This window comes from Denitromonas halophila (genome assembly GCF_007625155.1).
Lineage (GTDB): Bacteria > Pseudomonadota > Gammaproteobacteria > Burkholderiales > Rhodocyclaceae > Nitrogeniibacter > Nitrogeniibacter halophilus.
The window spans coordinates 61,158-72,012 of record NZ_VMNK01000010.1; the positions used below are offsets into that span (position 1 = coordinate 61,158).

Annotated in this window: 11 protein-coding genes and 2 pseudogenes; 6 read left to right on the forward strand and 7 right to left on the reverse strand. The window is 58.4% G+C overall.

Annotation, left to right across the window (positions count from 1 at the left end; translation table 11 throughout):
- Positions 1–62: 62 nt before the first annotated feature.
- Entirely contained in the window at positions 63–1,184 is a 1,122-nt protein-coding gene (locus FHP91_RS12035) for a hypothetical protein (RefSeq protein ID WP_144309840.1), read from the reverse strand.
- Positions 1,185–1,248: 64 nt separating this feature from the next.
- Positions 1,249–2,349: a hypothetical protein gene (locus tag FHP91_RS12040; RefSeq protein WP_144309841.1), complete on the reverse strand. Its 1,101-nt coding sequence runs from the start codon at positions 2,347–2,349 to the stop codon at positions 1,249–1,251.
- A 1,505-nt stretch (positions 2,350–3,854) separates the two neighbouring features.
- Here FHP91_RS12040 and FHP91_RS12045 point away from each other — a divergent pair.
- The 6 genes from FHP91_RS12045 (at position 3,855) to FHP91_RS12070 (ending at position 7,564) form a co-directional block, all read left to right on the forward strand.
- Positions 3,855–4,568, forward strand: coding sequence for a division plane positioning ATPase MipZ (locus tag FHP91_RS12045; protein WP_144309842.1), 714 nt, complete (start codon positions 3,855–3,857; stop codon positions 4,566–4,568).
- Positions 4,565–5,005 (forward strand): hypothetical protein, encoded by a 441-nt coding sequence (locus FHP91_RS12050; protein WP_144309843.1) that lies wholly within the window; start codon positions 4,565–4,567, stop codon positions 5,003–5,005. Before FHP91_RS12045 ends, FHP91_RS12050 begins: the two co-directional genes overlap by 4 nt.
- Before the next feature lie 87 nt (positions 5,006–5,092).
- Positions 5,093–6,190, forward strand: a complete 1,098-nt coding sequence (locus tag FHP91_RS12055; RefSeq protein WP_144309844.1) for a hypothetical protein — start codon at positions 5,093–5,095, stop codon at positions 6,188–6,190.
- 23 nt (positions 6,191–6,213) lie between these two features.
- On the forward strand, positions 6,214–6,714 hold the full coding sequence (locus FHP91_RS12060; protein ID WP_144309845.1) for a bactofilin family protein: 501 nt from the start codon (positions 6,214–6,216) through the stop codon (positions 6,712–6,714).
- Between the two features lie 44 nt (positions 6,715–6,758).
- Complete coding sequence (locus FHP91_RS12065; protein ID WP_144309846.1) at positions 6,759–7,097, forward strand: hypothetical protein; 339 nt, start codon at positions 6,759–6,761, stop codon at positions 7,095–7,097.
- A 113-nt stretch (positions 7,098–7,210) separates the two neighbouring features.
- Complete coding sequence (locus tag FHP91_RS12070) at positions 7,211–7,564, forward strand: hypothetical protein (RefSeq protein WP_144309847.1); 354 nt, start codon at positions 7,211–7,213, stop codon at positions 7,562–7,564.
- Positions 7,565–7,925: 361 nt separating this feature from the next.
- Here FHP91_RS12070 and FHP91_RS12075 read toward each other — a convergent pair whose 3' ends face one another.
- From FHP91_RS12075 to FHP91_RS12095, 5 genes and pseudogenes are all read right to left on the reverse strand, one after another.
- On the reverse strand, positions 7,926–8,375 hold the full coding sequence (locus FHP91_RS12075) for a hypothetical protein (RefSeq protein ID WP_144309848.1): 450 nt from the start codon (positions 8,373–8,375) through the stop codon (positions 7,926–7,928).
- Positions 8,376–8,443: 68 nt separating this feature from the next.
- Positions 8,444–9,232, reverse strand: a pseudogene (locus tag FHP91_RS12080) (IS481 family transposase); the annotation flags it as partial.
- 52 nt (positions 9,233–9,284) lie between these two features.
- A pseudogene (locus FHP91_RS12085) lies at positions 9,285–9,413 on the reverse strand (integrase core domain-containing protein); the annotation flags it as partial.
- Positions 9,414–9,455: 42 nt separating this feature from the next.
- Positions 9,456–10,562, reverse strand: coding sequence for a DNA-binding protein (locus FHP91_RS12090; RefSeq protein ID WP_186301533.1), 1,107 nt, complete (start codon positions 10,560–10,562; stop codon positions 9,456–9,458).
- A gap of 185 nt (positions 10,563–10,747) precedes the next feature.
- Positions 10,748–10,846, reverse strand: coding sequence for a helix-turn-helix domain-containing protein (locus FHP91_RS12095; RefSeq protein WP_449240235.1), 99 nt, complete (start codon positions 10,844–10,846; stop codon positions 10,748–10,750).
- Positions 10,847–10,855 lie beyond the last annotated feature (9 nt).

Genomic DNA, 10,855 nt, shown 5'->3' on the forward strand with positions numbered 1-10,855 from the left:
TGGTCAAAGAGGTCCGGTGTGTTGTTTCCCATTCGACTATCGTTCCACAGCCGAGGGCTTTTTCAATGCCGGTTCACTGCCCGAACAAGGGGCAAGTCGAAGATGCGGGCAATCGCCTCGATGTGTTCGCGCTGAACCACCTCGGCACTGCTGTTTCTGACCCACCATCCGTTCGCCGCCGAGACGATCACATCAGGTCGCTCCAAGAGCAAGCTGGGAAGGTGCAGTCCGAGAAGCAAGTCTTCGAAGCAAAGCGACATCAGCGCCCGTTGCTGTCCGACCTGGACGGTTCCGAAAAGGGCGAAGGTCGGTTCAGTACCATCCCCTGTCCACGGGTGCCACATACCGAATGGAACGGCGAATCTCGCGTCGTACCGCGCCCAGACCTGACCGTCGTAGATCATCAGGCTGTTGGACGCCAGTGCACTGCCTTCGATGGGTACGGCGGCACCCACCAAAGCGAAGGCCTCATGCTCCGACAATGGTTTGTCGAGCAGGGACTTGAGTGCTCGCTTGGCGTTCAGATTCCATGTGCCGACATAGGCTTCAGGCAGCACCACAGCCTTGGCTTCTGGCTTGGCGCGCAAGGCGTCGAGCACATGCTTTTCGGTCTTCGAGTAGCGAACCACCTCCTCCATCAGTCCGCGCGGCTCACGCCCGTCCGCGGTAGCTACACCAGCCCACAGTGGACTGGTAGCCGGGGGCGACATGACCGTTCCGGCGAGCGCCAAGCAAACGCCAAGCACAAGACATGCGGCTGGGACGCTATCGGGATGTCTCTGCGCCAAGTAGGCGCCGAACGCTGTCAGAGCTGCACCGGCGATCAAGGAGAGAGGCCCGAAGCCTGGAAGAACTTGCCCTGCGCCCAATAGAGGGTGCAACCATGCCACCAAACCATAGGGAGGCAGCAGCAACACTGAATAGATGATCAAGAGGCGCAAGGGTGCCTGCCCTCCCCGCCTTCCCGGATGCAAAACCCCCCATGGAGCGGCGAGGATCAGCGCACTTCCCAACCACAGCACTACGCCTTCCAACATGGCGGTTTCGCGACCGAAGAAAACGTCGGCGGCGGCCGGCAAAGCCCTGCTCCCAGCCAAGTAGTAGATGGCGGCTGTTACGAAGGCTATCGATCTTGATGCGCACGCGGCCCAGACCAGGCCCAGCAGCGCGGCGACGGGGGTCATGCCGTTGCCCCACCCGACGTAGCCAATCGCCGCGGCTAGGCCACACAAGTACCACGACACTGTATTAGGCATTGGCGACGTAGGGCCGGCGTTCTGCCGTTTGTGCGTGCATCTCGCAGACGCGACGAACCAGCATCTTGATGTCCGTCGACGAAAGCGAGGGCGCGTTCTTCATCATCTGGGTCAGGAGCATCACCATGACTGGATAGGTGTCTTTGGCCGGTGCGGGCATGGCATAAGTGTCACCGCCCCGCACGCGCATGGACAAGAAGAACTTCTCACCTTGCTGCTCAATGGTCAGAGACTTCTCGTTCTCGTGACCATGGCCGACCAACTCGACGCGTGGTAATAGGCCGAACAAGACGCCGAACACCAAGGGAAGCTCACTTTCAGTCAACTGGAAAGGCGTTTTGTTCTTCCAGTCGTACTGGCGTGTGCCACTGGCTTTGGCGGCCTCGATTCGCACAGTCGCCGCTGGCCGGCGGGTCTCATCGAGGTTGAAGCAAAACGCGGCCTTCCCTCCATAGAGGTGGAAGGAGCCGAACTTCTTCCCATCCTCGCCTTTTTCCGAGCTTTGCTGTTGGCTGTTGATTGGCGTGACAGAGGCTCCCCCGCGCTGTCTTCGGTCTTGGTGCTGCCCCCCTTGGTTGGGCCTTCCTCCCTGGTGGGCCGGCCTTGATGAGGCCGATTGTTGGTGGGCAGCCCCTGGATTGGCTGGGTTCGAACTCTGCGTCTGTGCATGGTCGTGCAAGTTGGGCGTATTCGTTTTCGGCTGCATCGTCGCAACTGCTGACAGAGTCCTGGACAGATATTGACGCATCGACTCGGTTTCTTTGCCGATCGGATTGGTCGAAACGGCACGTACTGCATTCGCGAAGACAGCGCCCTCTGCCTTCGAGATGTCGATCAGAACGCTCGTCCGAACCGGTTGGAACCCAAGGGCGTTGATGACCGTGCGAGTTGCCGGAACGCATGCTGTCAGCACGGCTGCAAGGTAGGCACGGTGATGCGATCGCTCCCCCGGTGCGGCAATCGTTTTACGTAGAGCTTCTTCGAACTGGCTACCTTCCTTTCCTACGATGCCTTCCAGAAGCTCAGGGCTCAACGTGGGAAGACCAGCTTGTACCAATAATTCCTGCAGCGGGTGTTTGTTCTGGATGTCCATTTCTGCTCCTAGCTATGTTGCTTGTGGACTGTTCAGCTAGCAATGCTAGCAACGAATGCTAGCAATGCAAGCGCCACTAACAAAGCTAGTTAAACTAGCAAAGCTAACAACTCCAAGACGGTGCATCTAGTACCGATGCTGATATCGACGATGGCCACTCGTGTCAGGGCAATGACACCGATACGCCATTCACGTCTTGTATACAATCCAGGAATGGCCGCTATGTTTGCTAGCGTAGGTGTTCAAGCATTTTGGGTTGAAACGCTAGCGCAGCAAGCACTGCTAGTAGTGGTAGCTGTTCAAGGTGCGATTGCCGGAAGACGCAAAGTTTGGGTGCGATCCTTACGGCCCAAAATTGTGAAGACACCATGTTTGTTGGTGGCAGAATCGCTCGTGCCGCTCTAGGTTTGGCTAATGCGCAGGAGATCGGCAGCGGCGGTTGCCGCTGTAAGAAGTTACTATCACTACTAGCGTTGCTTCGATAGCAACCGTAGCAACGCTAGTAGTGCTAGTAGCTGTGCCGTGAGTGTCTCGACACATTCCAGGGCGTGGCGCTGGACCTCTCCCTCTGATGGTTCAGGCAGTACCGCCTTGTCTATGGTTTAGCGAGTCTGGAACGTAGCGTGGAGTACGTCTGTAGTGTGGCTGGACTCGAACGGATAAGCCAATCTATGCATGGAGAAGAATCGAGCGTAGCAATGATTGCTAGCATTGCTAGGATAGCTGCGCAAGCAAGACTAGCTATGCTAGCATTGCTAGCAAATACTATGATCAACCGATACAGTGCTTGATGGTTAAAGCCATAGCGCCGGAGCACAAGTACCGTGACAGTCGGATGTGCTCCAGATAGTGCGATGCGATTTGCGCTGCGCACCAGGGACCAAATCAGTGACTCAATTGTTGGGCAGGTGAATCACCGGCATGTGTCGACCTGCGTGCTGCAGCCATGCATGCGCTTGAGGTGTCGAGAACCGGAGCTTTCGGCGACCCAGCGTCAGCGGCCCACCAGCACCAGGAGCGACACCTTGATTATCTCAGAGTGCATGAATCGTCTCTGTGGGCGGTGGCGCATAGTCCGACGGGGCCCAGATGTGGGCACGAACTCGCCGCAAGTTGAGATGCTCTGTTTCATCTACGCTAGCTAGATAAGCAACGCTCACTAGCGTAGTAATGCTTGCAATGCTACACGATGTAGCATCACTATCAGTGCTAGCGCCTCTACTATTTTTCGATGGCTTGGCTCTGTGCCCGACACTTCTAGTTGCCATCTGCACCGCTATTGCGATTGATGTACACAACTCATTGTCAAGCAACGTAGTCGTCAGCGAGAATATACGAACGACATATCCGGCCGGCTTGGCTAAAACAGAAAATGATAACACTGCTAGCAGAACTAGCGACAATAGCTAGCATAGCAAGTCTAGCAATGCTGGCTAGTATCGCTACAATGCGAAGTATCGTGATGGACGCTGGACTCGCCCGGCAAAACACCAAAGGAGAGAAATATGTCGATCATCGTCGTCGGCTCGTCAAAGGGCGGTTCTGGAAAGAGCACCTTGTGCACGAATCTGATCGCCCGTCATCTGGCCACCGGTGCGACGAGTCTGTTGCTCGACGGCGACGCGCAAAGGTCTTCTTCCAGCTGGGCGGCCACACGCGACCAATACGGAGTTGCGCCCGAGGTGGTGTCAATGGAGAAGCTGGGGCCGGACCTCAAGCGTTCGGCCCTCGAAATGGGCAAGCACTACGACGCAGTCTTTATCGACGTGCCCGGCAACAATTCGCCTGAACTGCGAGCAGCGCTGCTTGTTGCCGACCTGCTCGTGTATCCCATTCGTCCATCAAACTTCGATGCATGGGTATTCCATTCGGACATGACCGAGTTGGTCTCGAGCGCACGCACTTACAATGAATCACTACGCGTCATGCTGGTCATGAACGGCCTCGCGCCCGCGCCGGCAGAGCGGCAGCAACAGATCCTGAGCTTGCGCGAGTACCTGGCCGACTACAGCGGCTTCTACCTGAGCCCGCATTTTCTGTGCCACAGAAATGCTTTCATTGCAGCGATCAAAGAGGGCAGGGGAGTGGTTGAGATGGCCGGCCGCAACGAATCCCTGGGCAAGGCGAAGCTGGAACTCGATGCAGTCTATAGCGACGCGATGAAGACATTGGCGGGCGCACGGCCCGCGGCCTATCTGCAGCAGGAGATCAGCCAATGACCACTAAATCTCGACTTGGACCACCACCCGCGCGCAGCAACAAGATCGATAGCCCCGAAGCGGACGCTTTCATCCTGGGAACGTCTGTGCCGCAGACGCAGGTTCAACCGCCTGCTGCGCGAGCTAACTCGCATCAGAGCGCGCCTTCCGATCCAGTAGCGGGACCGGCCGTTCGCTCGATCATTCCCATCGAACTAGTGCCAGCCACAGAACCGTGGTTGGCGCCGGGGCTCGATGGAACCAAGGGGCTACTCGTTCGCATCCCTGAGAGGGAGTACACGATGCTGCGCCACCTTGCGCATTCCGTGTACGGAAATTCATTGCAGTCTCTGTCCCTCGCCGTCCTGCGCAACTTCATCGTGGAGGCCATGACGCGTCAGGGCTTCGAGGTGACGCAAGATGCGGACGGCTCGATTGATGTGAAGCGCGCTTCGTAAAAGCGCAAAAAGTGCTGTTTTGCGAGGAGGGTGTGCAGCGTCGATTGCGGAATAATTTGCCGTATCCAATTGATAAGCGGCACACCCATGTCCTCGAGCATCAACGATTCGATCCTCAACACGAACTTCGGTGGCGGTGCTTCTGGATCGCACCTCGACTTTGATCTTTCGCCCGAGCAGGTTATCGACGCAGAGTATGAGGCTGTCGTAGAAGAGCCTCAGGGTAAGAGGGTCGCACGAAAGAACCTTGTGGTTCTGGCAATAGCCGCGTCGATCGCACTCATTGGTGGGGCGGCAACACAGTTGCCCCAAGTCCAACATTTTCTTGGTGGATCTGACCAGGCCACCGCGGAGACGGCTTTCCTCGCGGGAGTTGCCAATGGCGCGGTGCCGGCTGTTGGTGTACGTCAGGACGAGGCGGCCACACCGTCGGAGCAAACCCCAGCTGGCCAGGACAATCCCTTCGCGGCCGCATTGCCGGTTCCCGCTGCTATGCCCGCGCCGGCACTTGCTTCGCCGGCTTGGGCGGATGGGGCAGGGCAGGGCGATGATCCGCAGGCTTCCGAAGCAGGGTCAGGGCAGAAGGCTGCATCCGCTGGGACGGATGCCGACGCACCCATGATCCAAGACAATCAATCTACCGTGCCTGTTCAACAGGGCGAGACAGCCCTTCTCGTTCCGACCAAGTCTATGCCTGTGGCTACGCCGGCACCGGCACCGGCACCGGCACCGGCGCCGGCCACCGTGGCAGCAGTAAAGCCAGCAGAAACGGTCGAAGCCCCCAAGCCCGCTCCACAGGTAAAAGCTGAAAAGAGCGCTTCTGAAGTACCGCAAACCAAGAAAGCAGAGGTCGAATCGAAGAAGGCCCCTGTGGTCGCCCGAGCGCCCGAACCCCGGCAGGGGCCTAAGGTGGTTCAGCGTGCTGAACAACCGCGCACTGAGCGCCGTACCAACCGCGACGAGCAAGTCGTCGAAGACGAAAAGATCCGTAGCGTGATGAACGTGACGGCCGCACAGATAGGTCTGCGTGAGCTGACGACGGAGCGCATTGTCGTCAAGGTGAGCGGCACCGACCTGCAGTTTCGTGTCAGCGATGTACTGCCTTCCGGTGAGCGCATCGAGAAAATCGACCCGGTCGCAATGGCCGTCATCACGGACCGGTCTGTGATCCGTGTCCGTCAGTGATTGTGAAAAATATGGAGCAGTCTATGAGCCTTATCACCCGCCGCCCTACCCAGGCTCCGACCAATTTCTCGGCGCTTCGGCAAGACAACGCACCGCGGCGCCTGAGTATTGATCCGGTCGCCGAAAACATCACCACCGTCATCAGCGCCGACTCCGAAATCGAAGGCACGCTGTCATTTCGACAAGGCGTCAAGATCGATGGAGTCGTAAAAGGCGACATCAAGTTTGGACTGAACGACGGCCTTTGCATTGTGTCCAAAGGTGGGTCGGTTGAGGGGAGCATTCGCGGGCCACGTGCGTTGATCATGGGCGAGGTGGAAGGCGATGTCGAAGTCGCAGGCATGCTTGTGCTGGCGCCCACGGCTGTGATCATTGGCTCGGTGAAGTGCGCGAAGTTCATTGTCTACGATGGTGCTGCGATCACCGGTTCGATTGAAACGCGCAAACCCAACGACACAGTGAACCATCAAGACGAACAATCGACGGACAATACTGTTGTTGTCCAGATTGGGCGACGCGCTTAGGGCTGACAAAAGGGGCCTTCGCGCCATGCGACGGAGGACTCACCATGAACTTCAACCGCCTACACGAAGAAGAAACCGAGCGCCTGGCGCTGCTCTCATCCTCCTTGGGAAAGGTGACGCAAGCCGTGAGCGACGTGATTCTGCACGGCTACGAGGATCAGCCCCGCGATAGTGAGGCGACCTATCGAACACTGCTGGAGAAGGTCATTGGCGAACTCAATGTCTCACTGCGCTTGATGTATGGCGCCGGCGATATAGAACGCAGCAACGTGGCCATGCACGAGGATGCCCGCTGCGATTCGGTAATGCTCGATCTGCACCACCAGGAAGGGGTGAGGCGATTCGAGTTCGTTCCGCGCTTGGCGAGCGACAGAAAAGAATGATCTGAGCACGATGGGGCGCTCTCAATGCAGGGCGCTTATTCTTTCTCCGGTAATCAGAGCTACCGCGTTCTATTCTTCAGATATCCGCCCATCTAAGTTGGGGAAGTGAGGTGATGACGCAACGTGAAGTGCTGCACCTTCCGATTCCGGGGCTCACCCGGCTTGAGGATCAAGTGCTGAGAACTCTGATTTGCTGGACAGACGAACATGAGCGCCTGAAGCAAGCTGCCCGTCCGAAAATCTGTCCATACGACCCACCGACCACGAAGCGATTTTCCAAGCATTTTGCGTGTCTTCACGGGGACATGCTGGCCTTGCTCAACCGTCTTCAGCGCCTTGGCCTTGTCAGCAAGCGCCGCCGGCTATCCGCGGGGGAGACGGGAAAAGGCTATGACGGAGCATTGTATTCGGCTGTTGAACCCACCCCGAAGGCACGGGAGCTGGTCACGCAATTCCCGGCGCCCTGAGTTGCGCAATTCAAATACCAAAACCCTTTAGACCGTCAGCGACAGGTGCGCCCTGAAAATTGCTCCATACACACCATGGAGCAATACCTATGTCGACGAGGAAGAAGCGCAAAGCCAAGACAGAAGGGCGCCACGCGAGGCGGGAGCACAAGAGAGGTAGTCAGCTCTCCTTTGCTGACGGAGGTGTCCTTGTGGCCCTTGCCGCGGGCATGTTGGCTATCTTGGTGATCGCGCGTTGGTTTGGCTTATCGGATGACTTGGCTGTAGGGCTGCTCGGCGATTTGTTGGAAGTAGCCGTTGCGTTGGCGCACCGGAAGTAGAGCAGGGTCCGGGTGGCAGGCCAAAGTCCGAAATGGTGGTTCTATCCGGTCTCGCCGTCTGGCGCAGGCGCGTCGATGTGTGGCTTCGTTCGCCGACGAACGAACCCGATGGCGTACTGGAACAGTAACCACGCGCACAAGGCAGTCAGGGCTAGCTCTATCCAGTGACCCTCTCCAAGCTGAGGAGGGTCGCCCCTGGCAAACAGCAGCAAGTCGATGGCTGCATGAGAAAGTGCGCCGGCAATGGCACCGAGTACCCATGAGGTGCGAAGAAGCCCCAGCAGGGCAACAATCGATCCCGCCAACAGAGCCGCCATGAATGATGTCGGCTGTTGTGCGTCGAGAAGGTGGCCCACGCGAAACAGCGGGTACACAAGGTGGGCTCCGTCCAGCCAGAGCGTGACCACGACGAAGGAGATGTTGCTGACCTTGCCTCGAGCGAAATGATTGATGAGAGCCAGCAGGCCGACATACAAGGGGGTCAGGATCATCGAGGGGAGTAGCCTTGCGTGAGTGGGGTAGGGCGGCAAAGTCGCGGAGCGGATGGTCGCAGCAGAGCCTAGTTGTTGAGTTGCAATAGGTTGTTCCCGGGGATTCGGGAAGCTGGAGGCTGGTATCCAAGAGCGGAGTGAGGCCGTCGGGCATTGTAGTAGGCAAGGAACGCTGGCAACCATGCAGTGCGCTGGTCGCTGTTGGCCCACAGCCGCCCGTAGGCCCACTCGCGCAGGCAAGTCTGTATGAATCGTTCAGCCTTTCCGTTGGTTTGAGGGCGGTAGTGCCGCGTGAACGAGTGCTTGATTCCAAGCGCCGTGCAGGCTTGGGCGAATAGCCTGGAGCGGTAAGCGGGGCCGTTGTCAGTGAGCAGTCGCTTGATGCGTACGCCGAGTGCTCGATAGTGGGCCACGGCGGCATGCAAGAAGGCGAGTGCAGAAGGCCGCTTCTCGTCTGGATAAACCTGCACAAAGCCCACCCTGGAATGGTCATCGATAGCCACGTGAGCCACTTCCCACCCCGCGCCGCGGGTATGGTCGCGAGGGTTGCCTGTGATGCGATGCCCGGGCACGACGATGCGTCCGAGCTTCTTCATGTCCATATGCAATAGGTCGCCCGGGGCCTCACGCTCATAGCGCAGCACGGGCTCCTTGGGTTCGAGCACTTTCAGACTCGATAAGCCGAGAGCGGCGAGTGTGCGGCTGATGGTGGCTACGCTACGGCCAACGGTACGTGCAATGGTGCGCATGGGCATACGGCGCCGGCGCAACTGCTCGATCCGGCTGAGCAGCACATCATCAATCGTCGAGCGGGTTGTGTGTGGTCGGGAGCTCCGGTCCAACAGGCCGACCTCTCCCTGCAACTCGAACGGTAATCCCCCCGTTTTTAGCGGTCGTCAGAAGTAGAGCTCATGCGGCCATGGCCAGCTTCTGTTTCGGGGTGATGCCACCGAGCGCCATGTTCGGGCGCTCATGATTGTAGGTCCAGATCCAGGTGGTCGCGTGCTCCTGCACCTCGGTGATTGAATCGAACAGGTAGAGGGTCGGCCGGGATTCATGTAAATCTACGCAGATATTGCGCTAAGTGGCTGCTTTAACATCCGTTTTTCGTTTCCGAACCACCTTGGCGTGCTCCCCGGCTTTGGCGTCGCCAGCGGCGCGCCCCATGAGCGTCTTCATTTGGTCTTCGATCTTCGAGAACAACTGCTCGTGAGCCACACCCGCAGATCTCAAACTGGCAAGTTCGGCCGCAGCGTCCCGCAACTGCACTGAATAGGCCCGGTTTTCCGCGAAAAGCTGCTTGCGCTCGTCGTCGACGGCCGTCAAACGGTTCTCCCGGTCCGCGAGCCGGCGCTCCAGATCTCGCACTCTTTGTTCAGCCTCGTCTAGTCTCTGAACCTGAACGGCCAAGCTTCGCGCGCTCGTTTCCGCCTCGATCAGCTTCGCTTTTGTCGCCTTGAGTTGGTTGCCCAGTTCGGAGGTCTCTCGTTGAGCTTCAAGCTGCTTCTGCTGCAGTCGGCTTGAAGCCTCTTGTTGCGATCGAAGTTCGCTCTGGAAGAATGCGACTTGCTGGTCATGCTGTCGCTGGATCTGTTCTCTCTGCTCTTTCGCCGCCTGGCGGAAATGCTCCAACGCGTCACGCGCGTTCTGGTGCAGGGACTCCAAGGATTGGGCGTAAGCGCCGGCCTCTGCGACGCGCTCCAGGAGGTCCGTGACCTGCTGCTCGAGTTGGGCGCACCGGGTCGCCTGCTCCTGACCTGATGCGCGGCTCGCCTCGAGTTCTTCGCCGGTTTCATCCAATGTCAGCTGCGCGCGTTCGAGTTGGTCGCGGAAGGCGGCAGACTCGGACTGCGCCGCTGCCAGGTCATTTCTCAGCGCCTGAAGCGTTGCGTCGTGTCGCGTCGCCTGCTCATGCAGCCGCGCGTCGGCCTCTTCATGCAGCCGCTCAGCGAGGCGGCTGGCCAACTCGAGGATCGACTCGCTGACCGCGGCCGTGCCCTTTGATCTGCCACCTTCCTCTTCCTCGATTTCCTTGAGGTATCGGCTGATGGTGGTTTTCGAGCCGGTGTTACCCAATTCAACGCGGACGGCGTCGATGGAAGGATGTCGCCCCTGGGCGATCAGTCGATCCCGGGCGCGAAGCACTTCCGATTTGTAGATTCCCGCTCTGGCCATGGTCTGCCTCAAATTTCATTCCGTGTTACGTACCACGATAGTACATACTGTTTTGTGGATCAATGATCCTCTAATCGTGGCGTAATTTCACATGCGATAATCGGGCAATTATTCGATCTTGCCGGCAAACGGCCCGGCGCCGGGTGCCGCGATGCGGCGTACCGGGGGTCGTCTCAGAAAACGGAAAATAAAGCACGCTAAGCGTGCGTGGAGGCTGGCACCCAGCGGTACAGCGTCGGAATGGACACGCCGAGGTTCTTGGCCACGTCCTTGGGCGGCACCCCGCTGGCCAGCAGCTTCTTGGC

What these genes read in the sequence shown, in the direction of transcription:
- FHP91_RS12055 (WP_144309844.1), top strand. Translation starts at nt 5,093, where the DNA reads ATGTCCTCGAGCATCAACGATTCGATCCTCAACACGAACTTCGGTGGC.
- FHP91_RS12040 (WP_144309841.1), bottom strand. Translation starts at nt 2,349, where the DNA reads ATGGACATCCAGAACAAACACCCGCTGCAGGAATTATTGGTACAAGCT.
- FHP91_RS12060 (WP_144309845.1), top strand. Translation starts at nt 6,214, where the DNA reads ATGAGCCTTATCACCCGCCGCCCTACCCAGGCTCCGACCAATTTCTCG.
- FHP91_RS12075 (WP_144309848.1), bottom strand. Translation starts at nt 8,375, where the DNA reads ATGATCCTGACCCCCTTGTATGTCGGCCTGCTGGCTCTCATCAATCAT.
- FHP91_RS12065 (WP_144309846.1), top strand. Translation starts at nt 6,759, where the DNA reads ATGAACTTCAACCGCCTACACGAAGAAGAAACCGAGCGCCTGGCGCTG.
- FHP91_RS12035 (WP_144309840.1), bottom strand. Translation starts at nt 1,184, where the DNA reads ATGACCCCCGTCGCCGCGCTGCTGGGCCTGGTCTGGGCCGCGTGCGCA.
- FHP91_RS12045 (WP_144309842.1), top strand. Translation starts at nt 3,855, where the DNA reads ATGTCGATCATCGTCGTCGGCTCGTCAAAGGGCGGTTCTGGAAAGAGC.
- FHP91_RS12070 (WP_144309847.1), top strand. Translation starts at nt 7,211, where the DNA reads ATGACGCAACGTGAAGTGCTGCACCTTCCGATTCCGGGGCTCACCCGG.
- FHP91_RS12050 (WP_144309843.1), top strand. Translation starts at nt 4,565, where the DNA reads ATGACCACTAAATCTCGACTTGGACCACCACCCGCGCGCAGCAACAAG.